25 protein-coding genes and 1 other annotated feature are annotated in these 23,927 nt (G+C 40.5%); of the genes, 21 read left to right on the top strand and 4 right to left on the bottom strand.

Annotated features, from left to right (window positions below; all coding sequences use genetic code 11):
• Positions 1–9 precede the first annotated feature (9 nt).
• The gene (locus tag DNL43_RS10490) at positions 10–996 is read left to right on the top strand and encodes a 3'-5' exoribonuclease YhaM family protein (protein ID WP_056981212.1); all 987 of its coding nucleotides are present in this window, start codon (positions 10–12) and stop codon (positions 994–996) included.
• Positions 997–1,063: 67 nt separating this feature from the next.
• Here the strand turns inward: DNL43_RS10490 and DNL43_RS10485 are convergent, their stop codons facing one another.
• The 3 genes from DNL43_RS10485 to DNL43_RS10475 all read right to left on the bottom strand — a co-directional run bounded on the left by DNL43_RS10485 (position 1,064) and on the right by DNL43_RS10475 (position 2,812).
• Entirely contained in the window at positions 1,064–1,945 is an 882-nt protein-coding gene (locus DNL43_RS10485) for a peptidylprolyl isomerase PrsA (protein WP_056981214.1), read from the bottom strand.
• Positions 1,946–2,075: 130 nt separating this feature from the next.
• Positions 2,076–2,384, bottom strand: coding sequence for a hypothetical protein (locus DNL43_RS10480; protein WP_225439238.1), 309 nt, complete (start codon positions 2,382–2,384; stop codon positions 2,076–2,078).
• Positions 2,384–2,812, bottom strand: coding sequence for an HIT family protein (locus tag DNL43_RS10475; protein ID WP_056981217.1), 429 nt, complete (start codon positions 2,810–2,812; stop codon positions 2,384–2,386). Before DNL43_RS10475 ends, DNL43_RS10480 begins: the two co-directional genes overlap by 1 nt.
• A 126-nt stretch (positions 2,813–2,938) precedes the next feature.
• On the opposite strand from DNL43_RS10475, the gene DNL43_RS10470 reads away from it, so the two are divergent.
• The 3 genes from DNL43_RS10470 to trmB are packed head-to-tail and all read left to right on the top strand — an operon-like array spanning position 2,939 to position 5,563.
• A complete protein-coding gene (locus tag DNL43_RS10470) occupies positions 2,939–3,676 on the top strand; it encodes an ABC transporter ATP-binding protein (RefSeq protein ID WP_056981219.1) in 738 nt (245 codons plus the stop codon).
• Positions 3,673–4,896 carry an ABC transporter permease gene (locus tag DNL43_RS10465; RefSeq protein WP_056981220.1) on the top strand — a complete coding sequence of 408 codons (1,224 nt, stop codon included), beginning with the start codon at positions 3,673–3,675 and terminating at the stop codon, positions 4,894–4,896. Before DNL43_RS10470 ends, DNL43_RS10465 begins: the two co-directional genes overlap by 4 nt.
• 25 nt (positions 4,897–4,921) lie before the next feature.
• Positions 4,922–5,563, top strand: coding sequence for a tRNA (guanosine(46)-N7)-methyltransferase TrmB (gene trmB / locus DNL43_RS10460; protein WP_056981221.1), 642 nt, complete (start codon positions 4,922–4,924; stop codon positions 5,561–5,563).
• On the opposite strand, the gene DNL43_RS10455 is transcribed toward trmB, so the two are convergent.
• Positions 5,553–5,864, bottom strand: coding sequence for a hypothetical protein (locus tag DNL43_RS10455; RefSeq protein ID WP_054768953.1), 312 nt, complete (start codon positions 5,862–5,864; stop codon positions 5,553–5,555). The genes trmB and DNL43_RS10455 overlap by 11 nt on opposite strands.
• A 129-nt stretch (positions 5,865–5,993) precedes the next feature.
• Between DNL43_RS10455 and DNL43_RS10450 the strand changes: the two genes are divergently transcribed.
• From DNL43_RS10450 to yqeH, 17 genes are all read left to right on the top strand, one after another.
• Entirely contained in the window at positions 5,994–6,329 is a 336-nt protein-coding gene (locus DNL43_RS10450) for a thioredoxin family protein (protein ID WP_056981223.1), read from the top strand.
• Between the two features lie 24 nt (positions 6,330–6,353).
• A complete protein-coding gene (gene ytpR / locus DNL43_RS10445) occupies positions 6,354–6,992 on the top strand; it encodes a YtpR family tRNA-binding protein (protein WP_054768954.1) in 639 nt (212 codons plus the stop codon).
• Between the two features lie 21 nt (positions 6,993–7,013).
• Positions 7,014–9,209: a DNA translocase FtsK gene (locus tag DNL43_RS10440; protein ID WP_056981225.1), complete on the top strand. Its 2,196-nt coding sequence runs from the start codon at positions 7,014–7,016 to the stop codon at positions 9,207–9,209.
• A 25-nt stretch (positions 9,210–9,234) separates the two neighbouring features.
• Complete coding sequence (gene murC, locus DNL43_RS10435; RefSeq protein ID WP_056981227.1) at positions 9,235–10,566, top strand: UDP-N-acetylmuramate--L-alanine ligase; 1,332 nt, start codon at positions 9,235–9,237, stop codon at positions 10,564–10,566.
• Positions 10,567–10,709: 143 nt separating this feature from the next.
• On the top strand, positions 10,710–11,432 hold the full coding sequence (locus DNL43_RS10430; RefSeq protein ID WP_056981229.1) for a Bax inhibitor-1/YccA family protein: 723 nt from the start codon (positions 10,710–10,712) through the stop codon (positions 11,430–11,432).
• 103 nt (positions 11,433–11,535) lie between these two features.
• Positions 11,536–14,190, top strand: coding sequence for a DNA polymerase I (gene polA, locus DNL43_RS10425; protein ID WP_109249024.1), 2,655 nt, complete (start codon positions 11,536–11,538; stop codon positions 14,188–14,190).
• 23 nt (positions 14,191–14,213) lie between these two features.
• Positions 14,214–15,053 carry a DNA-formamidopyrimidine glycosylase gene (gene mutM, locus DNL43_RS10420; protein ID WP_054768955.1) on the top strand — a complete coding sequence of 280 codons (840 nt, stop codon included), beginning with the start codon at positions 14,214–14,216 and terminating at the stop codon, positions 15,051–15,053.
• A complete protein-coding gene (gene coaE, locus DNL43_RS10415; RefSeq protein ID WP_056981232.1) occupies positions 15,050–15,640 on the top strand; it encodes a dephospho-CoA kinase in 591 nt (196 codons plus the stop codon). Before mutM ends, coaE begins: the two co-directional genes overlap by 4 nt.
• Positions 15,641–15,654: 14 nt before the next feature.
• Positions 15,655–16,143: a transcriptional regulator NrdR gene (gene nrdR, locus DNL43_RS10410; RefSeq protein ID WP_056981236.1), complete on the top strand. Its 489-nt coding sequence runs from the start codon at positions 15,655–15,657 to the stop codon at positions 16,141–16,143.
• Entirely contained in the window at positions 16,144–17,535 is a 1,392-nt protein-coding gene (locus DNL43_RS10405; RefSeq protein WP_054768956.1) for a replication initiation and membrane attachment family protein, read from the top strand.
• A gap of 5 nt (positions 17,536–17,540) precedes the next feature.
• Positions 17,541–18,500, top strand: a complete 960-nt coding sequence (dnaI, locus tag DNL43_RS10400) for a primosomal protein DnaI (protein WP_056981238.1) — start codon at positions 17,541–17,543, stop codon at positions 18,498–18,500.
• A 332-nt stretch (positions 18,501–18,832) separates the two neighbouring features.
• Complete coding sequence (gene thrS / locus DNL43_RS10395; RefSeq protein ID WP_056981241.1) at positions 18,833–20,776, top strand: threonine--tRNA ligase; 1,944 nt, start codon at positions 18,833–18,835, stop codon at positions 20,774–20,776.
• Positions 20,777–20,852: 76 nt separating this feature from the next.
• Positions 20,853–20,990, top strand: a sequence feature (ribosomal protein L20 leader region).
• Positions 20,991–21,028: 38 nt separating this feature from the next.
• Complete coding sequence (gene infC / locus DNL43_RS10390; protein ID WP_056981243.1) at positions 21,029–21,538, top strand: translation initiation factor IF-3; 510 nt, start codon at positions 21,029–21,031, stop codon at positions 21,536–21,538.
• 33 nt (positions 21,539–21,571) lie between these two features.
• Positions 21,572–21,769, top strand: a complete 198-nt coding sequence (gene rpmI, locus DNL43_RS10385; RefSeq protein WP_056981245.1) for a 50S ribosomal protein L35 — start codon at positions 21,572–21,574, stop codon at positions 21,767–21,769.
• A gap of 51 nt (positions 21,770–21,820) precedes the next feature.
• On the top strand, positions 21,821–22,177 hold the full coding sequence (gene rplT / locus DNL43_RS10380) for a 50S ribosomal protein L20 (RefSeq protein ID WP_054768958.1): 357 nt from the start codon (positions 21,821–21,823) through the stop codon (positions 22,175–22,177).
• Between the two features lie 81 nt (positions 22,178–22,258).
• Positions 22,259–22,774 carry a YqeG family HAD IIIA-type phosphatase gene (locus DNL43_RS10375; protein ID WP_056981246.1) on the top strand — a complete coding sequence of 172 codons (516 nt, stop codon included), beginning with the start codon at positions 22,259–22,261 and terminating at the stop codon, positions 22,772–22,774.
• A gap of 8 nt (positions 22,775–22,782) precedes the next feature.
• On the top strand, positions 22,783–23,919 hold the full coding sequence (gene yqeH / locus DNL43_RS10370; protein WP_056981248.1) for a ribosome biogenesis GTPase YqeH: 1,137 nt from the start codon (positions 22,783–22,785) through the stop codon (positions 23,917–23,919).
• Positions 23,920–23,927 lie beyond the last annotated feature (8 nt).

Here is a 23,927-nt window from a genome sequence, read left to right as displayed (position 1 = left end):
GGCGATTTTATGGCAAAACAACTCATGGATATTCAGTTGGATGAGGACTTTGAGATGTATGTTCTCTTAAAAGATTCAACGAAACGAGTCGCAAAAAACGGCAAAACATTTTTGTCACTGGTATTTCAAGATAAATCGGGAGAAATATCTGGTAAGTATTGGGATGCTTCCAAGGAAGATGTGGCACGATTCACTTCCGGAAAAGTTGTTTTATTAAAGGGAAAACGAGAGAATTACATGAACTCCCCACAAATTAAAATTCTTGCGATGCGGTTGGCTAACAACAGCGAGCCGCATGACCCGGTCAATTTTGTTAAGCGGGCAGGCATGTCTCGGGATCAAATGGAAGAGTACATTGATCAAACAATTTTTGAAATCACCAATGCAACCTATAACCGGATTGTTCGGTCATTGCTTTCAAAGCATGCCGATGCATTTTACACATTTCCGGCTGCTAAATCGAACCACCATGATTTTGCCGGTGGCTTGGCATTTCATACGATTTCGATTTTACGTCAGGCACATGCAATCGTGAGTCAGTATGATGGTATAAATGCGCCTTTATTATACGCAGGTGCCATTTTACATGATCTTGGTAAAACGATAGAGTTGTCCGGCCCAGTGGCCACAGAGTACACATTAGCGGGTAATCTGCTTGGACACATCAGTATTATGGATGCTGAAATTAGTGAGACTGCTGATAAATTGGGAATTGACCCAGAATCACAAGATTTATTGCTCTTAAGACATATGATTCTTTCACACCATGGATTGCTGGAATATGGATCTCCGGAACAGCCGAAGATTCTTGAAGCAGAAATCCTTCATCATCTTGACGAGCTTGATGCGACGATTGTGATGATCCAAGGTGCTACTAAGAATATTGAACCGGGACAATTCAGTGATCGAGTGTTCGGATTGGATAATCGGCGCTTTTATAAGCCTAAAAAGTCGGTTGATCCCAAACAAAAACCGACCCAGGGCAAGCTTTTATGATGTTAAGACAATAAAAAAGGAATTGAACTTAAAAGTTCAATTCCTTTTTGTCTAGCTATTTTTAAGATTACTTCTTAGTTGAGCTTGATGAAAGGTAATCTGATAAGACGTTTTGAAGGTCTTTATCTTGGATGGTAACTTTACCTTTTTTAAGAACCTTAGATACAACTGAATGTAAGGTGTTGCTGTCAGACATCTTGGAAGTAACGATTTGATTCTTCAATTCTGATTCATGTTGTTTCCAAGTTCCCTTTGAAGGGTGGTTAACCATTTGGATAATTTGGTAACCATATTGAGTCTTAACAGGGGTCTTGGTGTATTCACCGTTCTTCAACTTGAATGCAGCTTTCTTGAAGTTAGAATCAAGAGTGGTGTTAGTGTTGTCAAATGGTGAAATACGTCCGCCTTTGTTCTTAGTTGCAGTGTCAGTTGAATACTTCTTAGCTAAGCTTGAGAAGCTCTTGCCATCTTTAAGTTCACTGATAACTTTGTTTGCTGTGGTTTTCTTAGAAACCAAGATTTCGTTAACAGTAACTTTTGGTTGATATGACTTGAACTGAGTTTGAAGTTGAGCATCAGTAATGGTGATGTTGTCTTTAACAGCTTGCTTCAATAAGAGGTTTGAACGAATTGAGTCCTTTAATTGAGAAGCGGTCATACCATTTTGTTGGAGAACTGAGTTAAATGATGAACCATATTGCTTCTTGTATTTAGCAAATTCACTATTTACTTGTGAGCTCTTAACATCTTTACCGTATTGCTTTTCCAAGACCTTGTTTAAGATCATTTGTTGCAATACTTGTTTACCGCTTGAAGTACTCTTCAAACTACTGTAATAAGCACTTTCTGTAATTTTACCGCCGTTTGTAGTTGCAACAGTTTTGCTGCCACAAGCTGCAAGGGTAAAACTCATCATAATGCCGGCTAAAACGATTAGCCATTTTTTCATACAAAAACACATCCATTCCTAAAAGTATTCGTCTGCAAAGCAAACGTTTTCGATAATAATAATAACATAATATGACACGTTTATATAATGACCACTGGAATTTAACGAAATTTTCAGATTTTATTAAAGACTACTTTAGTTTGTCTGAATATTTGTTAATTTCATCCAGGCGGGGTTCAATTTGAAACATGGCGTCATCGATATCTCGTTGAATGCCGGAAATTGTTTTTTCCAGGGCAGGCAATTGGCTCTTAAATTGATCCATTGAGTTTTTAAAATCCTGATAAGCTGTTTTCCAATCTGCAGCTTTCTGTTTTTTATCCTCAAATGATGTCTTGGCCCGTTGGACAAATTCTTCCGGCGTTTCTTTGCGGGAATAAAGGTAAGCACCCGCAACAATCGCGGTTGCACCGATAATTTTAAAAGCTGTCTTCATCATTAATCACCTATATGTTTTTCGATTGATTCCTGGATGGCCTTGAGTTGATCGGGAGAGTATTTTTTTGAATTGTCCTTGAAGATCATCTTAAAGTCATCATTGTTGGTATAGCGGGGAATTAAGTGGAAGTGAGAATGGAAAACAGACTGGTAGGCAACCTGACCATTGTTGTTCAAAATGTTCATCCCTTTAATATCCGGGTTGGATGCCTTGACAGCACGCGCAATCTTTGGAATTCTTGCAAAAACCTCACTTGCCAGTTCTTCATCATAATCAAAGATATTGGCAATATGTTTCTTGGGGATTACCAAAGTATGTCCTGGAGTTCCCTGAGAAATATCCAAAAATGCCTTTACAATATCATCCTCATAAACAGTGTAGCTGGGGATTTCATTTCTTACGATTTTACAAAAAATGCAATCTTTCATAATCTCTGCCTTCTTTCTGTGAATACTAATGATATTATACCATTAATATCCGCTTGGCCTAATTCAACGGCTGATGTAATATGGTATAATCTTGTTTGTAGATTTTAGATGATGTGGAGGTAAATAATGTCTTTAGAAGTTTCGAATCTGGTCGGCGGTTATTCTCAAGTACCAGTATTAAAAGACGTCAGCTTTGACGTTAAAGATGGCGAGTTGGTTGGATTAATCGGCCTTAACGGAGCCGGAAAGTCCACAACTATCAACCATATTATTGGTTTATTAACCCCGTTCAAGGGATCCATTAAAATTAACGGCACCACGCTTAACGAGGATGTCAAAAAGTATAAAGAACAAATTGCTTATATTCCGGAACAGCCAATCGTCTATAAAGAGTTGACACTAAAGGAACACCTGGAAATGACGATGCTTGCCTATAACCTGGACCAGGATGAATCCTGGAAACGGGCTCACAAGCTGCTGAAACTATTCAGACTTGATAACAAATTAGATTGGTTCCCAGACAACTTTTCAAAGGGAATGCGGCAAAAAGTCATGATTGTTTGTGCATTTTTAACGAATGCCAAGCTGTTTATTATTGATGAACCATTTCTTGGCTTGGATCCTTTGGCAGTGAATGATCTGTTGAACCTGATTTCCGAAAGAAAAAAGCAGGGTGCAAGTATTTTAATGTCAACTCACGTTCTGGATACCGCTCAACGTTACTGTGACCGTTTCGTATTGCTTCACAACGGTCGGGTAAGGACTGAAGGAACCATTGAAGAACTGCGGAAATTGTTCCCAGAAGCCGGCGATTCATTGAATGATATCTATCTCACTCTGGCAAGGGAAGGCGATGCCTCATGAAGCAGTTATTTAGGCAACGCTTGACTTCACATCTAAAAGAAATGATGCGGTACCTGAGACTGGTATTTAACGATTACTTTGTGTTGGCACTGCTATTCGTGATTGGTGGATTGGGGTATTATTATTCCCATGCGCTTAAACAGCTTCATACCGGAATCTGGTGGGCACCAATCCTGATTATTGGTGTCCTATTAGTCAGTGTTCAGCTGGGACGATTTGCGACCTTAATCCAAGCACCTGACTATGTTTTCCTGTTACCGCGGGAATCTGATATATACAACTATCTTAAGAGCGGTTATAAGTACAGCTTATCAATTGCCTTGGCCATCCAGGTCTTGTTGTGGATCATATTGATGCCGTTCATCCAGGTAACGATGCATGTGACGGCAACTGATCTTTATGTATTGTTGGCCACAGTGCTTCTAATGAAGACGGTATGGTTGAACGCTGATTTTGCACGAAAATATCATTTGCAAAATCGTTGGCTGTCAAACCGCTTAATCTTTCGATTAGTAGTTCCGATTATCACATTTGCGCTGTGCGTTTATGTTAATTATTGGCTTGGGTTGGCACTCGCTGTCATTGCACTGATTGTGAGTTATTTCAGTCGCCAAAAGTGGGCCGCCAGATCACTTGATTGGACAAAAATGATTGCCGATGAAAATAGTCGAATGCATACGGTTTACCAGTTCTTCAACTTGTTTACAGATGTTCCAACGCTTCAGGGATCCGTTAAGCGTCGTCGATATGTCGATGGCATTTTGAATCGGATCAAATTGGTTCCAAAGAATACCTACCTCTATTTGTATGGCCATGGAATTGTTAGAGACAATGAAATGAGCGGCTTATATGTTCGTCTGTTGGTGATTGGGACATTGTTTTTAGTCTTTATCAAAGGTGAAATGCTGCCAATCTTATTGAGCCTGCTGTTTGTCTATCTGATAGGTTTTCAAATGATTCCGTTTTATTTTCACTTTTCGGATAATGCGTTTGTTCATGTCTATCCAATCACGAACCAATATCAATTAATGAGCTTTCAAAAAGTGCTGCTTTACCTGCTGTCAACCGTTGGCGTTGTCTTTGCAATCGCAGTGGTTGCGGTGAACTACTCGAACCTTGTGACGGTCTTTGGCGTGATTATTGGAGAGGCAGTAGAAATTTGGGCGTTTATTTATCTTTACCTGCCAAAACGACTGGCAAGAAGTGAACGTGTTAGATAGAATGTTTAATTTATAGGAGAAATATATGCGTGTAAGAAAAAAGCCATGGGCTGATAAATATATCAAAGACCATGGCGACTATATTGTGACTGATCCAAAGAATTGGCTGGGAAAATGGCAGCAGCGGTTTGCCAAACAGCAACCTTTAAATGTGGAGGTTGGAATCGGTAAGGGCAGGTTTATTATTGAAACTGCCAAAGCCAATCCCGACATCAACTATATTGGAATTGAATTGCAAACTTCCGTCATTGCAACGGCTTTGCGGACCTTCATGGAAAACCCACTGTCAAATGTTCAGTTTGTTTTGACAGATGGGGCTGATTTAGACGAATTGTTTTATCAGGATGAGATCAAAAAGATCTTTTTGAATTTTTCCGATCCATGGCCTAAAAAGCGTCATGCCAAACGGCGATTGACCTCACCACTTTTTCTCAAAACCTATCAACATGTTTTAGCTGATGATGGTGATATCGAATTTAAAACGGATAACCGGGGATTATTCGAGTATTCATTGGTTACCTTTAACAACTACCCAATGAAATTCGACTATGTATCATTGGATTTACACAAATCCCCTGAGAACGAGACCAATATCGAAACTGAATATGAGCAGAAATTCAGTCCAAAAGGGCCGATTTATAAGCTGATTGCTCATTTTACAAAGTAATGAGTTGGTGTTTCATAATTCGTTGAGTTTGCGTGTTAATCCAAAATTCTTCGGATTGATGCTGGCCATTTTGATCAAGATAATTAAAGCCAAAATGAAAAACTTCCGGATTTGAATTCTGACCTGGAATGGTGGTCCAGCTTCCCAGATATTTGAAGCCTTTTAATGCGGCTGAATGTTTGGTATTCTTAACGATAGTAGTTAAATGGTTGTTGTATTTTTGATCGGATTTGCTGACTGCGTAAGCTCCTGCAGCAAGTGCTGCCAGTGACAAACCATAAAATATTGTTTGTTTTTTCATAATTCTCCCCGTTTTCATTGTATGATATGTATACTTTAATATATTGACGACGGATGAGCAAACTGAACCCGATAAATGACTTCATGCGGTATAATGTACTTTACATTAGTAAGTGAAAGGATGATTACTTTGAAAAAATTACAAAAAACGAACTTAAATGATCTCAACCAAGAACTTAAAAATGGCAAATACATGCTGTTCTTTACCGCTGACTGGTGCCCAGACTGCCGCTTTATCAAGCCTGCCATGCCAGCAATTGAAGCCGAATATTCTGAATATACCTTTTTGATGGTTGATCGTGATGAAAATATCGATCTTGCCGGTGAAATGGGTATTATGGGAATTCCAAGTTTCGTTGCTTATTCAGACGGCGAGGAAATTGGTCGTTTTAATAATGGCGACCGTAAGACAAAAGCTGAAGTTGAAAACTTTATCAACTCATTATCAAGTACCGTTGCAAAATAATTTATTGTTGGAAGGAATTTTTAAATGTTAATAGCCAGTTATAACCCCAAGAATACAGGCGACACAATGGTTCTCATCATGAATCCCGATGCTGCCGCACAAGACGTTACAATTCATGATCATGTTGCCCGAATATTTTCAACTGAAGATAATCAAACACTGGGGTACAACTTTTTAAAAGCAAGTGAAATTCTTCCTGAAATTGTAAAAGAAAATGGCCGAGTTTCATTAACCCAAGATCAGGTAGCCAAGTTAAATCAGTATCTTGACGGACACGGATTCTCTGGGGATATTGTCTATGATGACGCGCCCAAGTTTGTTGTTGGCTATGTGAAGTCAGTTGAAGATCATCCACATGCAAACCATTTGCAGATTACCAAGACCGATATTGGAAATGGTAAAGATCTTCAAATCGTCAGTGGTTCTCCAAACATGCGTGAGAACATCAAAGTTGTTGTTGCTCTTAGTGGCGCAATGATGCCTAACGGACAAATTATCTGGCCTGGTGAACTGCATGGCGTTGAGAGTGACGGCATGATTTGTTCCGGCCGGGAACTGCATATTCCCAATGCACCTCAAGTTCCTGGTGCATTGATTTTGCCTGATGATTACCAAGTTGGAACTGCTTTTGATTTTCAAAAGGCACAACATTTATTTGACTAAACTATTTTGGGTGGATGAACTATGAAGCATTATGATGGACCAGCTTTTTTTCGTAAAAAGGGGATTTCAAGAGCTCCTCGCGAAAAAAAGGTTACTAAACAATTTAAAACACCACGTTTTGATGACACCCAAGACAAGCGGGCGGCAAATATTCTTAAGCGGGATTCGGACCATGGGGATGAAACACCTGCATTTCTAAAAGAGATTAAGAATTTCAAGCCTCAAAAGCGATCAAAATCTGATAAACGTAAGCAGCAGATTAAAACGAATTATTTTCTCAGCCAGCAGCGTCGTCAACATCATTTGTATGATGAGTTGACCCGCCGGCTGCGGATTACATATGATGATTTAATTGTCATTGCCGATAAACAGGCAACAATTGATGAACCAAAAGAACAATCGAAAGAACCAACAAAGGCAAAAGAACCGGAAGATTTACCAACTTCTTATCCAGTTCAAACCACTGAAATGAAGCAAACGTCGTTACCGCGATCTACCAACAATCATTTATCTGCGGATCATTCAGCAAGCCCACATTCAGCGAGTCAACGATTATCGAAGCATAGGCGCAGATCCTTGAATCATAGAGGACTGGGGCAATCACTTAATACCATTATTAACAAGGAACAGGCCAGTAAATCTGACCTTTCTTTGTTTCATACTCAACATCGTGATACACCTTCAGCATCTGATAAAGCGCCGGTTCCGTCGGAAAAAGTTGTTGCGTCTCAAACAGAATCAGAGCAGAATCACATCCCAGCTGTGACAAGTGATGAACGGGGCTATCATTTCCCACCGATTTCACTATTATCAAAACCACAGGTAGCTGAATCGGACTCGATTGACGAATGGATTTCCCATCAGTCTGATATTTTAAACCGGACATTTGCCGCGTTTAAAGTGGATGCCAAGGTCGTTGCATGGACGAACGGACCCACAGTTACCCAGTTCCAAGTTAAATTGGCTCTTGGTGTTAAAGTCAGCAGAATTACAAATTTGACCGATGATTTAAAGCTGGCTTTGGCTGCCAAAGATATCCGGATTGAAGCACCAATTCCAGGTAAAACCACCGTTGGTATTGAAATCCCCAATCCTAAACCAAGGCCGGTTGTTTTATCTGAAGTGATTTCAACTGATCATTTCAAAAACAGTCAGTCTCCATTAACCACCGCACTGGGTGTTGATTTATCTGGCGTTCCTCGAACAGCTGATGTTCGGAAAATGCCTCATGGGTTGATTGCCGGAGCGACAGGATCTGGAAAGAGTGTCTTTATCAATAGTCTGCTGGTTTCTTTATTGTATAAGGCAACGCCTTCAGAATTACGTTTATTGTTAATTGATCCTAAGGCCGTTGAACTAGCCCCTTACGATGGAATTCCACATTTGCTGTCACCCGTTATTTCAGATCCAAAGACGGCCGCAGCTTCTTTGAAATGGGTCACTGAGGAAATGGACCAGCGTTATGAAAAATTAGCAGCTGCTGGGGCAAAGAACATTGAACAATTCAATCGTGACGCCGAAAAGTCTGGTGAATATGGATTAAAGATGCCTTATATTTTGGTGATCATTGATGAATTAGCCGATTTGATGATGGTCGCTTCAAGCAAAGTTGAAGATTACATTGTTCGAATTACTCAAAAAGCTCGGGCAGCCGGTATTCATTTAATTGTTGCCACTCAACGTCCAAGTGTCGATATTGTGACTGGGACAATTAAGAATAATATTCCAACCAGAATTGCATTTATGGTTTCCAGTCAGGTTGATTCCAGAACGATTTTGGATTCTGCCGGGGCTGAGCGTCTGCTTGGCCGTGGGGACATGCTATATCTGGGTAGTGGCGCTAATCAGCCTGTCAGACTTCAAGGAGCGTTTGTAACCAATCAGGAGCTTGACAGGATTGTTGATTTTGTTCGCCAACAAGATGAGCCAAAATATCTTTTCACACCGGATAGTTTAAAAAAATCCAGTTCTGAAGAAAGTTCACAAGACCGATTAATGCCCCAAGTTTTGAAATATATTGCAAATGAAAACACAATTTCTACCTCAAAGCTTCAACGTGTATTTTCAATCGGTTATAATAGAGCTGCAAACATTATTGATCATTTGCAGGAAAAAGATCTGGTTTCAGAGCAACAGGGTTCAAAACCGCGGACTGTGTACTATAAGCCGACGGAAAATGGACCAGCTCCGGAATCACAGCACAATAATCAAAAATAACATAATGGGATAGGTAGGATGTCGAATGAATTCAGATACTGTATATCATTTTGTAGGAATTAAAGGAACAGGAATGGCCGCAATGGCTTTGATCTTGCATGATCGTGGCGAAAAAGTGCAGGGATCCGATATTGATCAGTACACTTTTACTCAACGAGGCCTTGAAAAAGCAGGTATTAAACTATTACCTTTTGATGAAAAGAACATTCATGAAGGTTTGACGGTTATTGCCGGCAACTCATTTACTGATGACCATCCAGAAATCAAAAAAGCTCGGGAAATGGGCCTGACTGTTTATCGTTATCACCAATTCCTTGGTAAAATTATCAAGGGAAAGACGAGTATCGGTGTTTCCGGTGCCCACGGAAAGACAAGTACAACTGGCTTGCTGGCACACGTTCTTTCAGGAATTGCACCAACTGATTATTTAATCGGTGATGGTTCCGGTAAGGGTGTTCCAAATGCCCGGTTCTTTGTTTACGAAGCCGATGAATATCGTCGTCACTTCTTGGCAACTGAACCTGATTATGCCATTATGACAAACATCGATTTTGACCATCCTGATTACTACAAGAGTATTGATGACGTTCAAAGCGCTTTTCAAACCTTTGCCAATCAGACTAAGAAAGGCATTTTTGCCTGGGGCGATGACAAGCGGCTTCGTCAATTAAAAGCCAAGGTTCCAATTTATTACTATGGTTTGCATGATACAGATGATTTCCAAGCTGTTGACGTTAAGCGGACAACTAGTGGTTCAAGCTTCAATGTCACATATAAAGGCAAAGACCTAGGAAACTTCTTTGTTCCATTGTTTGGTGAACACAATATCTTCAATTCATTAGCTGTTGTTGCGGTGGCATATTTCGAAGATGTTAACCTTGATGAAATTCGTAAAGAATTAAAAACATTCCAAGGTGTTAAGCGCCGATTTGCTGAACGCAAGATTGCCGGCATGACGATTATTGATGATTATGCTCACCATCCAACTGAAATTAAAGCCACTATTGATGCTGCTCGCCAAGAATATCCAAACAAACAGATTGCGGTTGTGTTCCAACCACATACGTTCAGTCGGACGATTGCGTTAATGGACGACTTTGCCAAGAGTTTGAATCTTGCTGATGAAGTCTTCTTGACTTCAATTTACAGCTCACCACGTGAAAGTCACGGCAAGGTTTCAAGTGAAGATTTGTCAAAGAAGATTACCAAAGGTGGTCGGATCCTATCTGTTGATAACATGTCACCATTATTGGATTACGATAATGATGTGGTTATCTTCATGGGTGCCGGAGATATCCAAAAGTATGAAAAATCATATGAGGATCTCTTGAGCCATTTAACTAAGAAAACTAATTAAGATATCTTATAGAAGCTGTTAATTGGGTGGTAATTACTTGATTAATGGCTTCTATTTGGTAAAATTACTTAACAGTATAGGTATGAATGCTGTTTCATAATCTGAATGGTGTTCAAACTTACAAATAAAAGGGAGCGGATTTAATGAACAATTATCCAAATGAACAACCGGAAGCTCGGAAAGTCGTTAACAACGCTGCCGGGTTGAATACCTTCTTAACGAAAATGTATGGCTGGATGAGTCTGGCCGTCTTGGTTTCAGCAGCAACCGCATTTTTGGTTAGTGGTTCTGTTGCCGGTGGAATGGCTGTTTACATTGCAGCTCATCGAGGTGTTATGTGGGGATCAGTGATTTTATGGTTTTTCTTGCCAATTATCATTTCAATTCAGGCATTGAAACGGCCGACACTTGCATTTACGGTATTAATGCTATATTCCATTCTTAGTGGCTTTGTGTTTGCCACCGTGGCTTGGGCATATACCGGTGCTTCTATCGCAGCAGCCTTTGTTTCTGCTTCGGCAATCTTTATTACGATGACAACTGTTGGTCTAGTGACCAATAAAAGTTTGGATTGTTGGGGTGCGCAGGCAACTGCCGCATTAATCGCATTGGTAATTGCGATGGTTATTAACATCTTCCTTCGCAGCTCGATGATTTCATTTGTCCTCTCAATCATTGCCGTCATTATCTTCACTGTCTTGACTGCATATGACACTCAGAAGATGAAGCAAATGTATAATCAATATGCTGGCAATGGCGAAGTTTCGATGACTGGTTTGGCAGTCTTCGGTGCTTTGCAATTGTATTTGGACTTCGTTAACTTATTTATCCAATTACTTTCAATTTTCGGTAATAACGAGCGTTAATTTTTAAAACAATCATGAACGATTAACCATTGAGTTGGTTGATCGTTTTTTGTTATCTGTCGTGGTAAAATTAAAGTAATAGTTTTCATCAGAGGAGAAGTCAATGACTAAGAAATTATTATTAATCGATGGTAATAGTGTCGCTTTTAAAGCATTTTATGCCTTGTACACTGCCATGGATAAATTTACAAATTCATCCGGCCTGCACACCAGCGCCATCTTTGGTTTTAATCGGATGCTGGACAAGGTTTTAACTACTGAAAAGCCAACCGACGTGCTGGTGGCGTTTGATGCTGGTAAAGTTACATTCCGAACTAAAATGTATGCGGATTATAAGGGTGGTCGGGCAAAAACGCCGACTGAATTATCAGAACAATTCCCATTTATCAAAGAACTTCTGAACGACCGTGGCATTCAAACTTATGAGCTGCCCAATTATGAAGCCGATGATATTATCGGTACGTTGGCGAAGCAAGCTGAAGATGCCGGTGATTATAAGGTTGTTATCGTGACTGGAGACCGCGATTTAACGCAACTGACTTCCGACAAGACAACCGTTCAGGTTTCCAAAAAAGGTGTGACAGAATTGGAAACCTACACACCAAAACACGTGGAAGAAAAGCTCGGTGTTAAGCCGAGTCAAATTATTGAGATTAAAGGTCTGAAGGGTGATAACTCTGATAATTATCCAGGTGTCGAAAAAGTTGGTGATAAGACTGCCGTTAAGCTGGTTCAGCAATTTGGCACGATTGAAAACCTTTATAAGAATATTGATCAGGTCTCAGGCAAAAAATTAAAAGAACATTTGATTAACGATCAAAAGCAGGCCGAAAGAGCTCATACTTTGGCAACGATTAATCGTGAGGCACCCATTACAATTTCCTTGGATAAACTAAAATATCAAGGTGATAATATTGAAAAGCTCACTGATTTTTATGAGCGAATGGGCTTTAAATCATTTCTGTCAAAATTGTCAGTTGATGATAATGATCACGCTGATGATCAAAAGGCCATTCAATATACCGTTTTAGATGCAAAAAACGTCTCCGAGCTTGATCAGTTTACGGACGAAGTTTCATTTCATCTTGAGATGTCCGAAGAAAATTATCATATCTCGCCGTTAGTGGGATTTGCCATTGGCCAAGGGGACAAGTGGTACGCAACCAATAACCCGGACCTGTTGGAAAACGACCACGTTAAACGATTACTGACAAGTCAGAAAATCAAGAAGAACGTTTTTGATGCCAAACGGACCTATGTTGGCTTATACCGTCAGGGTATCAAGCTTCAAAATGTTGACTTCGATTTGCTGCTGGTCTCATATTTGCTTAATACAACTAATAATAGTAATGACGTTGGAACCGTTGCCCATCTGCACGGGTTCTATAATGTTAAAACCGATGAAGAAGTTTATGGCAAGGGTGCCAAGCGTAAGATTGAGACTGAATCACCCGAATTTTTGTCCCACTTGGTTCATAAAGTCAATGCGATTGATCAGTTACACGATGAAATGTTTAAAGATCTTGACGAGCATAATCAAACCAAGCTCTATCGCGACATTGAAATTAAGATTGCGTTTGTATTGGCCCAAATGGAAATCAACGGCATTAAAGTGGATTCTGCCACTCTTGAAAGTATGGGCAGCAAGTTCAAAGAGCGTTTGGCAGAAATTCAACAGACAATTTATCAAGAAGCTGGCGAAGAATTTAATATTGGTTCACCCAAGCAGCTTGGTAAGATTTTGTTTGAAAAGTTACGTTTGCCAATTTTGAAAAAGACTAAAACCGGCTATTCAACTTCAGTCGATGTTTTGGAAAAGCTGGCGCCAGATGCACCGATCGTCCAAAATGTCTTGGATTACCGTCAAATTGCCAAGTTACTTTCCACATACGTTGATGGCCTCTTGAAGGTGATTCATAAAGATGATTCCAAGGTTCACACCAGATATTTGCAGACTTTAACCCAGACCGGCCGATTGTCTTCAGTAGATCCAAACTTACAGAACATCCCGGTTCGAACTGAAGAAGGCCGTTTGATTCGTCAAGCATTTATTCCATCGCATCCCGGTTGGCAAATCTTTTCATCCGATTATTCGCAAATTGAACTGCGGGTTTTGGCTTCAATTACTGAGGACAAAAACATGCAGGATGCCTTTAAAAACGGTGAAGATATTCATGCCACTACTGCCAGGAGAATCTTTGGATTGCCTTCCAACGAGGAAGTAACTCCTGATTTGAGACGTCAGGCAAAGGCGGTTAATTTTGGAATTGTTTACGGTATTAGTGATTTTGGTTTGTCAAAGAATACCGGTATTACCCGTAAGCATGCGCATCAATTTATTCAGCGTTACTTCGAAGAATATCCCGGCGTAAAGAAGTATATGAACGATATTGTGGAATTTGCACGGAATCACCGCTATGTTGAAACAATTGCCCACAGACGGCGTTATTTGCCCGATATCAATGCCAAGAGCTTCAACCTGCGTTCGTTTGCTGAAAGAACCGCGATGAACACACCAATCCAAGGAAGCGCAGCGGATATTATCAAAATTGCCATGATTAATATGGCAGATGCTATTAAAGATATGAAGACCAGAATGTTACTCCAGGTCCACGATGAATTAATCTTCGAAGTTCCAGATGAAGAAATGGAAACTGTCAAAAAGTTAATTCCAAGTGTCATGGATTCGGCAATCAAGCTGCACGTTCCATTGAAGGTTGAAAGCCACTGGGGTAAAACATGGTATGATGCAAAATAATTTGAATTAATGGGGGATCTAAAATGCCTGAATTACCTGAAGTTGAGACTGTAAGACGCGGGCTGACTCAATTAGTTGAGGGAAGTACCATCAAAACAGTTGACGTTTTATATGCAAAAATGATTAATCTTCCTCCTGATGATTTTAAAGAAGCTCTTCGTGGCAAACGAATTGAAAAGATTGATCGTCGGGGGAAATATCTTTTTATTCGCCTGAGTGGTCATTTGACGATTGTGTCCCATCTTCGGATGGAAGGGAAATACGATGTTGAACCGGAAGGATCGCCCATTGATAAGCACACGCACATTATTTTCCACTTAACGGATGGGCGTCAGTTAAGGTATAACGATACCCGAAAATTTGGGCGGATGAACTTGGTTGATACTGGAACCGAGATGCAGGTTGCCGGTTTGAAAACCATTGGACCGGAACCAACCGAAAAAGATTTGACGGTCGAGTATATGAAGCGGATTTTCGCAAAAAGCCGGAAAGTTATCAAGCCGTTTCTGCTGGATCAAAGCAACATCGCCGGTTTGGGAAACATTTACGCCGATGAGGTCTTATGGTTGAGTAAAATTAACCCCAAACAGCCGGTCAATACAATTAGTCTCGCAAAGATTAAAGTCTTACGAAAGAACATTATTGACGAACTGGCAAGAGCAATTGCAGGCCATGGCACAACCGTTCATTCATATTCAACTGCATACGGCGAAGCTGGACAGTTTCAAAATCACTTAAATGTGTATGGCAGAGAGGGTGAACCCTGCCCACGATGTGGAACCAAAATCGTTAAAATCAAGTTGGCCCAAAGAGGCACGCACTTTTGCCCGAAGTGTCAACGGTTGCGTGGTGTTAAGAAATGACAAAATTAGTTGGTTTAACTGGTGGCATCGCGACCGGTAAATCGCTCGTGAGCGGCTATCTACAAAAAAAGGGTATTCCAGTGATTGACGCCGACTTGGTCACTCACAAAGTAGAAGCAAAGGGAACGCCGGGACTTGAAGCTTTAGTTAAAGCCTTTGGCCCGCAGATCATCCTTTCCGACGGGGCACTAAACCGATCGGAATTAGGCAAAATTGTTTTCAATAATCCCAGTGATTTGAAGCAGTTGGTCAGAATTATTGATCCCTTTATCCGATCGGAAATCTTTAAACAACTCGCCGCGTATCAGTCGGTTCCTTTGACGGTTCTGGATGCGCCAACTTTATTTGAAAACGGCTATGCCCATTTAGTCGATGAATTGGTCGTTGTCTACACTGATCCGGTCACGCAGTTGCACCGTTTGATGAAACGCAATAAACTGAGTATTGTGAATGCTAATAAGAGAATTCAAAACCAATGGCCGTTGCAGACAAAATGCAATTTGGCTGATACAATTATTTATAACTCTGGTACAGCCGAACAAACGCTGCTCCAAGTCGATAATTGGTTGGCAAATGAAATGAAATAGACGAGGTGAACGCCATGCAATGTCCTCATTGCGGATATAACGGCTCAAAGGTTGTTGACAGCCGGCCTACAGATGATGGTCGGGTGATCAGACGACGAAGAGAGTGTGAACACTGCGGTTTTCGATTTACAACGTTTGAACGGGTGGAAGTCACCCCATTGTTGGTTGTAAAGAAAAATGGTAACCGTGAAGAATTCAACAGAGAAAAATTATTAAAAGGAATTGTCAGATCTGCCGAAAAACGACCGGTTTCAATGGATGCGATTACCAATTTGGTTGATCGGGTTGAAAATAAGCTCCGATCACTTGGCGAAAATGAGGTTTCCAGCCAGCAGATTGGTGAATATGTGATGGAGGATCTGGTTAATTTGGATGAAATTGCCTATATCAGATTTGCCAGTGTCTATCGCCAATTTAAGGATATGTCGGTCTTTTATAAAGAGCTGAAAGAAATTATGGAAAAGGATAAGAAAAAGCATCAGGATAACTCGGAGGGAAAATAAATGTTGAATTCCCTGGATAAGTTGACGCCTGATACCAAATATTTAGTTATTAATGCCCATATCAATCGAAGCTTGGATCATAGTGTCCTTACCAATTTGTATCAACCAATTATTGGTGAAAAAGCAATCGCATTATACAATTTGTTGTGGTCGATGAGTTTGGACGATCATAATCAATTGGTCCTTCATAAACATTATGAGATTCAAAGTATGCTCAACTGTAAGATTGAAAATCTGGTTGCCATCAGAAAGCAACTGGAAGCTGTTAAGTTGATTAACACCTTAATTTCAACCGAAAAGAAGGATGTTTTGATCTATTCGCTGAATCTGCCTTTATCAGCAGAACAGTTTTTGCGAACGGATATTTTGTCGATTATTTTATTAGGCAAGGTTGGAAATGAGACGTATCAGCAGATTGTTGATCGTTTGGTTGCCCCAACTCCCAATTTGGGAGAAACAACCGATGTTTCCGCCAAGTTGTTGGATTTGTTTAATGTTCCGCAAAACCTGGTTAAAACAATTCCAGGTGCGGTTAACGAGGCTAAACAAAAAGTGGTGCGGGCAAATGCCAGTGTCGATAAAAGCGATTTTGAGCCTGACAGTCAACACTTTGACTTCCGGCTTCTCTTGAGTATGCTTGAAAATTCCTACGTGGATGTGAATAGTGTGAAGGCTGCCCGAGATCTCATTATGTCCGAGCACCTGCTCTATGGCATTGATGAAATTCAGATGGCCAAACTGATTCAAAAGGCAACCAACCTGAGCACCAATGAACTCAATCAGCCCCAGTTAAAGGCGATTATTGCCGATAGCTTTAATAAGCATCAGGCGGACACGATTGACCATCAACCAGTGTCATCAGAGCCCGATCAGTCAACTTCGAAATCCGCAAATAATGCTACCGAGCAGTTGATCTCAATTAGTAAAGAATTGGCTCCGGTTGCCTTCCTTGAACAAATCAAAAAGCAAAAACACGGGATTGTTACCAGTGGTGAACAGCGGACGTTGTCGGAACTGGTCAATCTCCGGGTCTTGCCAAATGAAGTCATTAATATTTTGATTTACTATTTGCTAGTCGAGGAGAATCGTTCAACGCTGAATAAAAATCTGATGTCGACAATCGCCGATGACTGGTCACAGCACAACATTGTTGATGCCGAAAAAGCCATTGCCGAAATTAAGCAACGACCCGTCATGCTTAAAAAGAAGGCCGAACAACGAGCTGCCAAATACAAGCAGCGAAAAGTTAATGTTAAAGAGACCTTGCCTGATTGGGCAAAGGATGACCAGAATTCGAAACCAGCAGCAAAAACGAATAATCAGTTAACTGAAGCTCAGAAAAAGCAGCTCAAAGAACAGCTTGATAAATTAAAAAAGCCCGGAAGTAGGTGAAATAAATGGAAAAAGTAAGTGACTTTGTTAAAAAGTTAATGGAAGATCGTCGATTCAAAGGCGGCAACGTCAGCCAAGGATTCACCAAGATTATTAACCAAATCAAGAATGATCCCGAAATTGCCAAATTTTTAAATGATCATCGAGATGAATTGGCTGACGACGCAGTGGACAGATCCGCCGCCAAACTCTACGAATACGTCAATGTTAAAAATCAGATCAAAGAAAAGAAAAAGTCTTTTGCTCCAGGATACCTGCCACAGTTGGTGATTAACGACCACCTGATTGACATTTCATATACTGCTTCTCCTGAAGTCATTGAAAAGCAGCGTAATCAATCACTGGCACGTCGCATTCGGACAGTTTCGATGCCAAAAGATATCAAAAATGCCAGAATTGCGGAATTTGACGGTGCTGATCCGGCTAATCCGGATCCCGATCGCTTTACCGCACTTTCAATGGCTCTGAATTTTATTGACCAAATGAAAGCAAATCCCAAGACATTTCATCCCGGCTTGTACATATACGGCCCCTTTGGTGTCGGCAAAACGTATCTGACAGGTGCAATCGCCAACGAACTTGCTGATAATAATATTCAGACAACGATGGTTCATTTCCCCAGCTTTGCCGTGGAGATGAAATCTGCAATTACCGATAACACCGTAACTGAAAAAATTGATGTAATTAAGAAGTCGCCAGTCTTGATGATTGACGATATCGGAGCAGATTCGATGTCTTCATGGGTCCGTGATGAAGTCCTTGGAGTTATCTTGGAGTATCGGATGCAGCAACAATTACCGACATTCTTTACATCAAACTTTTCAATGGCTCAACTTGAACAGGAACATTTGCGGATTAATCAAAAAGGTGACGACGAACCCTTGAAAGCCAAGCGATTGATGCAGCGGATCAAATTCCTGTCACGTGAAGTTGAGATGACTGGAAAGAATCGTCGGCCAGTTTAATTTGCAAATTTAATTGACATTTTTAAAGGGCAACTCTATACTAAATTCAATGAATCAAAGAGACATGATAATTACTTCTCATCACAGGGAGAATGGTTCTAGCCTGGAAGACCATTTGTTTAGAAATTAATTATTACCACTCTTTGGAATGGATTGCGGATAATGCTTTCCCGGTCGGTACCGTTAGCAGCCACTTGAGAGCTTTTTGGATATTTGTATCCAAAAATCCAATTTGGGTGGAACCGCGCTAATTGCGTCCCTGATATGCTGTAAAAGTATATCAGGGACTTTTTTTGTGGCTCCAATTAAAATAAAAAAAGGAAGTAGGAAATATGTCAAAACTTTCGTTTGAATTTCCAGATGGCAGTGTTAAACAATTTGACGATGGTGTTACCTCAGAAGATATCGCCAAGTCAATTGCGGTTAGTTTAGGTAAAAAGGCCGTTGCAGCAAAATTAGACGGCAAACTTGTAAATAACGACGAACCTTTACATAAAGGCGGAAAGATTGAAATCATCACCTCTGACAGCAAAGATGGTTTGAGCGTTTTGCGTGCAACCGCAGCTCAAATCTTGAAGATGGCAATTGCCAAAGAGTTTAACAATATTCACTTTGGTGAAAGTGATGCCGATGAAGATGGATTCTTTGTTGATACCGACAAGCCTGACACCCAAATCAGTGTTGATCAATTGGAAGGCCTTAGCCAGTCAATGCATAAGATCATCAAGAAGGACCTGCCAATTAAGGTTGTTTTCCTGAGTGCCGATGAAGCAGCTAAAGTTGCCGGCGACGACCCATACCAAAAAGAATTGGTTAAGGAAAATGAAGTTGACGGCAAGGTTAAGTTCTTTGAAATTGACGACTTCAAGTCAATCGCAGAAGGTGCCGTATTACCATCAACCGGTAAAGTTAAGATCTTCAAATTACTTTCAGTTGCCGGTGCATACTGGCAGGGTAAGTCATCCAATCCAATGCTGCAAAGAATTTATGCAACAGCATTTAACAAGCAAAAAGAATTGGATGCCGACCTTGAAAAGCGTAAAGAAGCTCATGAACGTGATCACCGTGTAATTGGTAACGAACTTGATTTGTTCTTCGTTGATCCTAAAGTTGGTGCCGGACTTCCTTACTGGATGCCAAATGGTGCAACTATCAGAAGAACGATTGAACGTTACATCGTTGACAAGGAAGTTGCCAATGGTTACCAACACGTTTACACACCTGTCCTTGCCAACCTTGATCTGTACAAGCAGTCAGGTCACTGGGCACATTATCGTGAAGACATGTTCCCACCAATGGACATGGGCGATGGCGAAATGCTTGAATTACGTCCAATGAACTGTCCTAGTCATATTCAAATTTACAACCACCACATTCGTTCATACCGTGAATTGCCACTTCGGATCGCTGAACTTGGTATGATGCACCGTTACGAAAAATCAGGTGCTTTGTCAGGACTTCAACGTGTTCGTGAAATGACATTGAATGATGGTCACACATTTGTTGCCCTTGATCAAATTCAAGAAGAATTCAAGAAGATCCTTAATTTGATGGTTGATGTATACCACGATTTTGATATCAGTGATTACACTTTCCGTTTGAGTTATCGTGATCCTGCCAATACTGAAAAGTACTTCGACGATGATGAAATGTGGACCAAGGCTCAAACAATGCTTAAAGGTGCCATGGATGAAATGGGCTTGAAGTATACCGAAGCTGAAGGTGAAGCTGCCTTCTACGGTCCAAAGCTTGATGTTCAAACAAAGACTGCCCTTGGTAACGAAGAAACATTGTCAACCATCCAGTTGGACTTCATGCTCCCAGAACGATTCGACCTTCATTATATTGGTGAAGATGGTAAACAACATCGTCCAGTTATGATTCACCGTGGCTTGGTTTCAACTATGGAACGATTTGTTGCCTACCTGACTGAAATCTATAAAGGTGCATTCCCAACATGGTTGGCTCCACACCAAGTTAAGATTATTCCTGTCAGCCAAGATAAGCATCTTGATTACGCAAAGAAGATCAATGAACAACTTCGCGCATTGAAGATTCGTTCATCTGTTGATACCCGTGCTGAAAAGATGGGTTACTTAATCCGTGATGCTCAAACTCACAAGATTCCATACACATTGGTTGTTGGTGACGAAGAAGTTAATGGCAACAGTGTTTCAGTTCGTAAGTATGGTGAAAAGGATACCCAATCCAAGTCAGTTCCAGACTTTATTGACGAAGTTTCAAAGGATATTGCTTCATATTCACGTGAAGAGTAATCACCATTGGATGACCGGTTCAATGATTCACTGTTTGACACATTAGTGATTAGATGATATTATTTAATAGTTGTTCAAATGAAAGCAGGAGCTACCCGCTTCTCGCCTGAGTAAATTTCTAAGTTTGCTGGGCATGATATCGAGTAAGAACTTGATCGTTCAAGTTCTTTAATTGAGAGCGGGCGCAAATCTGTGTCCGCTCTCTTTCTGCTTTTTCAAATTATTCGGAGGTGAAGTACCATAGCAAAAGATATGATGGTTAATGATGGAATCCGTGCTCGTGAGGTTCGTTTGATTGGTGCTAATGGTGATCAACTTGGAGTTAAGTCTAAGTCACAAGCGCTTCAGTTAGCTGAAGACGCTGATTTGGATCTTGTCTTGGTTGCACCGAAAGCCAAACCACCAGTTGCAAAGATTCTTGATTACGGGAAGTATCGTTTTGAAATGCAAAAGAAGGAACGTGAATCCCGTAAGAAACAAAAAGTCATCAGTGTCAAGGAAGTCCGATTAAGCCCAACAATTGATGTTAACGATTTTAACACCAAGTTGAAGAATGCCAAGAAGTTCTTGGCAAAGGGTGAAAAAGTTCGTGTATCAATTCGATTTAAGGGACGTGCCATTACCCATAAGGATATTGGTCGAAAAGTTCTTGACCGAATGGCTGCTGAAACGGCTGATGTTGCTGCCGTTACTCAACATCCCAAGATGGACGGAAGAAGCATGTTCTTAATGCTTTCACCAAAAGATCCAGATAAAAAATAATAGTTGTTAAATACTTGAGGAGGATTTTTACCAATGCCTAAACAAAAAACAAACCGTGCTGCAGCAAAACGTTTCAAGAGAACTGCCAACGGTGGATTTAAGAGTGCCAATGCTTACACAAGTCACCGTTTCCACGGTAAGACAAAGAAGCAACGTCGCCAACTTCGTGGTACTAGTATGATGGACAAAACTAACATCAAGACTTACAGAAAATTATTGCCACATCTATAAAATCAACTATACATTCAGTTATTACTTTTCAAAATATAGGAGGAATTCAAAATGCCACGAGTAAAAGGTGGAACAGTCACACATGCACGTCGTAAGCGTGTTTTAAAATTAGCTAAGGGTTATCGCGGTGGAAAGTCTCGTTTATTCAAGACTGCCAAAGATCAAGTAATGAAGTCACAGGTTTATGCATTCCGTGACCGTCGTAACAACAAAGGTAACTTCCGTAAGATCTGGATCGCTCGTATCAACGCTGCTGCTCGTCTTAATGACCTCAGCTACAGCCAATTTATGCACGGTTTAAAGCTTGCCAACATCGACATGAACCGTAAAATGCTTGCTGATTTAGCTGTTAATGATGCAGATGCTTTCAAAGCACTTACTGACGAAGCTAAAAAAGTACTTAAGTAATTTTGATGTGCTAAAATGACTTTCACCGATAGTTTGGTGGAAGTTTTTTTAAATAAATTAACTATATTTAAGGAGCGACATATGTTGTCTCGATTTAAACCAACTTGGATGATTGGAGATATTTATACAATTTCTCCTCAGTTCCTGTTGGATCATAATATCAACTGTGTTCTAACCGATTTAGATAATACTTTGGTGCCTTGGAATTCCAAGAAGGGTTCTGACGCACTGCATAAATGGTTATCGGAAAACAAAAAATATGGCATTAAAGTCATTGTTGTTTCCAATAACAGTCACAAGCGGATTCAAAAGGCAGTTCAAGATTATCAACTGCCTTTTGTCCCTCGGGCAATGAAACCACTAACGATTGGTATTCGTCACGCGTTAAAGGAATTTAATCTGCAGAAGCGCAACACGGTTATGATTGGCGATCAGTTAATGACCGACGTTGTAGCGGCTAATAGTTGCGGCATGCGCAGCATTCTTGTTAAACCACTCGTTCGTGATGATGCATGGAATACCATGATCAATCGTTACTTTGAAAAAATTGTCTGGAATAAATTATCGAAAAAATATCCAGATTTACATTGGAAATAGGAGAAATTATGGCAAATAATGAAGTTGTTGTTGACGGTGAAGTCGTTCATTGTGTCGGCTGTGGTGCAGCAGTCCAAACGACAGATAAAGATGCACTGGGGTATACGCCCGCATCTGCTTTAAAAAAAGGATTGGAAAATGGAGAAGTCTATTGTCAGCGTTGCTTCCGACTTCGGCACTATAATGAAATTGCTCCCGTCAGTTTATCAGATGATGACTTCTTAAAGCTGTTAACAAGTATTTCCGATACCGACTCGTTAATTGTTTATGTGGTTGATATCTTTGATGTTAATGGAAGTATGATTCCTGGATTGCATCGATTTGTTGGAAACAATCCAGTCCTTTTAGTCGGAAATAAGCTGGATATCCTGCCTAAAGCTTTGAAGAAAAACAAAGTGAAGGATTGGCTTCGTCAACAAGCCAACGCAGCAGGTATCCGACCAATTGACGTTGAATTGATTTCGGCAAAGACCAATTATGATATTGATCAGTTGTTGGATAAAATTGAAAAATTACGTAAAGGCAAAGATGTCTATGTTGTCGGTGTTACCAATGTCGGTAAGTCAACGTTGATCAATTCAATTGTTCGTCAATCAACCGGTATTAAAGAATTAATTACAACATCAAGATTTCCCGGAACAACCTTGGACCGAATTGATATTCCTTTAAAGGATGGTCGCAATCTTGTCGACACCCCAGGAATCATTCAACCGGAACAAATGGCACATCATTTAACTGGTAAAGAGTTGAACCTTGTGACACCTCAAAAGACAATCAAGCCAAAAGGGTATCAGTTAAACCCTGGCCAGACGTTGTTTTTTGCCGGAGTTGCCCGCTTTGATTACAATGCTGGTGACAAACGTCACGGTTTTACGGTTTATGCGGAGAATAATTTATTTATTCATCGGACAAAGTTGGAAAATGCTGACGACTTTTATGCCAGTCATGTTGGCTCGTTCTTAACACCGCCAACTGAAGACCAAAAAGCTGATTTTCCACCATTGGAACCTCATGAATTCAAATCGACTGAGAAGAGTGATTTGGTCATTGAGGGTCTTGGATGGGTGACAATTCCTGCTGATGTCTCCGTAACTGGTTGGGCTCCAAAAGGCGTTTCAGTTTTGATGCGTCCTGCAATGATTTAAAATAAAGA

Origin of the sequence: Lentilactobacillus kefiri (assembly GCF_009739535.1) — a bacterium.
In the GTDB taxonomy this organism is placed as follows: Bacteria; Bacillota; Bacilli; order Lactobacillales; family Lactobacillaceae; genus Lentilactobacillus; species Lentilactobacillus kefiri.
Note: the sequence above shows the minus strand (reverse complement) of the source record. Positions and strands in the feature narration are given on the sequence as shown.

What these genes read in the sequence shown, in the direction of transcription:
- DNL43_RS10430 (WP_056981229.1), top strand. Translation starts at nt 10,710, where the DNA reads ATGAACAATTATCCAAATGAACAACCGGAAGCTCGGAAAGTCGTTAAC.
- DNL43_RS10470 (WP_056981219.1), top strand. Translation starts at nt 2,939, where the DNA reads ATGTCTTTAGAAGTTTCGAATCTGGTCGGCGGTTATTCTCAAGTACCA.
- nrdR (WP_056981236.1), top strand. Translation starts at nt 15,655, where the DNA reads ATGCAATGTCCTCATTGCGGATATAACGGCTCAAAGGTTGTTGACAGC.
- yqeH (WP_056981248.1), top strand. Translation starts at nt 22,783, where the DNA reads ATGGCAAATAATGAAGTTGTTGTTGACGGTGAAGTCGTTCATTGTGTC.
- mutM (WP_054768955.1), top strand. Translation starts at nt 14,214, where the DNA reads ATGCCTGAATTACCTGAAGTTGAGACTGTAAGACGCGGGCTGACTCAA.
- coaE (WP_056981232.1), top strand. Translation starts at nt 15,050, where the DNA reads ATGACAAAATTAGTTGGTTTAACTGGTGGCATCGCGACCGGTAAATCG.
- DNL43_RS10465 (WP_056981220.1), top strand. Translation starts at nt 3,673, where the DNA reads ATGAAGCAGTTATTTAGGCAACGCTTGACTTCACATCTAAAAGAAATG.
- DNL43_RS10440 (WP_056981225.1), top strand. Translation starts at nt 7,014, where the DNA reads ATGAAGCATTATGATGGACCAGCTTTTTTTCGTAAAAAGGGGATTTCA.
- DNL43_RS10375 (WP_056981246.1), top strand. Translation starts at nt 22,259, where the DNA reads ATGTTGTCTCGATTTAAACCAACTTGGATGATTGGAGATATTTATACA.
- murC (WP_056981227.1), top strand. Translation starts at nt 9,235, where the DNA reads ATGAATTCAGATACTGTATATCATTTTGTAGGAATTAAAGGAACAGGA.
- DNL43_RS10475 (WP_056981217.1), bottom strand. Translation starts at nt 2,812, where the DNA reads ATGAAAGATTGCATTTTTTGTAAAATCGTAAGAAATGAAATCCCCAGC.
- DNL43_RS10405 (WP_054768956.1), top strand. Translation starts at nt 16,144, where the DNA reads ATGTTGAATTCCCTGGATAAGTTGACGCCTGATACCAAATATTTAGTT.
- dnaI (WP_056981238.1), top strand. Translation starts at nt 17,541, where the DNA reads ATGGAAAAAGTAAGTGACTTTGTTAAAAAGTTAATGGAAGATCGTCGA.
- DNL43_RS10480 (WP_225439238.1), bottom strand. Translation starts at nt 2,384, where the DNA reads ATGATGAAGACAGCTTTTAAAATTATCGGTGCAACCGCGATTGTTGCG.
- thrS (WP_056981241.1), top strand. Translation starts at nt 18,833, where the DNA reads ATGTCAAAACTTTCGTTTGAATTTCCAGATGGCAGTGTTAAACAATTT.
- rplT (WP_054768958.1), top strand. Translation starts at nt 21,821, where the DNA reads ATGCCACGAGTAAAAGGTGGAACAGTCACACATGCACGTCGTAAGCGT.
- infC (WP_056981243.1), top strand. Translation starts at nt 21,029, where the DNA reads ATGATGGTTAATGATGGAATCCGTGCTCGTGAGGTTCGTTTGATTGGT.
- polA (WP_109249024.1), top strand. Translation starts at nt 11,536, where the DNA reads ATGACTAAGAAATTATTATTAATCGATGGTAATAGTGTCGCTTTTAAA.
- trmB (WP_056981221.1), top strand. Translation starts at nt 4,922, where the DNA reads ATGCGTGTAAGAAAAAAGCCATGGGCTGATAAATATATCAAAGACCAT.
- DNL43_RS10455 (WP_054768953.1), bottom strand. Translation starts at nt 5,864, where the DNA reads ATGAAAAAACAAACAATATTTTATGGTTTGTCACTGGCAGCACTTGCT.
- ytpR (WP_054768954.1), top strand. Translation starts at nt 6,354, where the DNA reads ATGTTAATAGCCAGTTATAACCCCAAGAATACAGGCGACACAATGGTT.
- DNL43_RS10490 (WP_056981212.1), top strand. Translation starts at nt 10, where the DNA reads ATGGCAAAACAACTCATGGATATTCAGTTGGATGAGGACTTTGAGATG.
- rpmI (WP_056981245.1), top strand. Translation starts at nt 21,572, where the DNA reads ATGCCTAAACAAAAAACAAACCGTGCTGCAGCAAAACGTTTCAAGAGA.
- DNL43_RS10485 (WP_056981214.1), bottom strand. Translation starts at nt 1,945, where the DNA reads ATGAAAAAATGGCTAATCGTTTTAGCCGGCATTATGATGAGTTTTACC.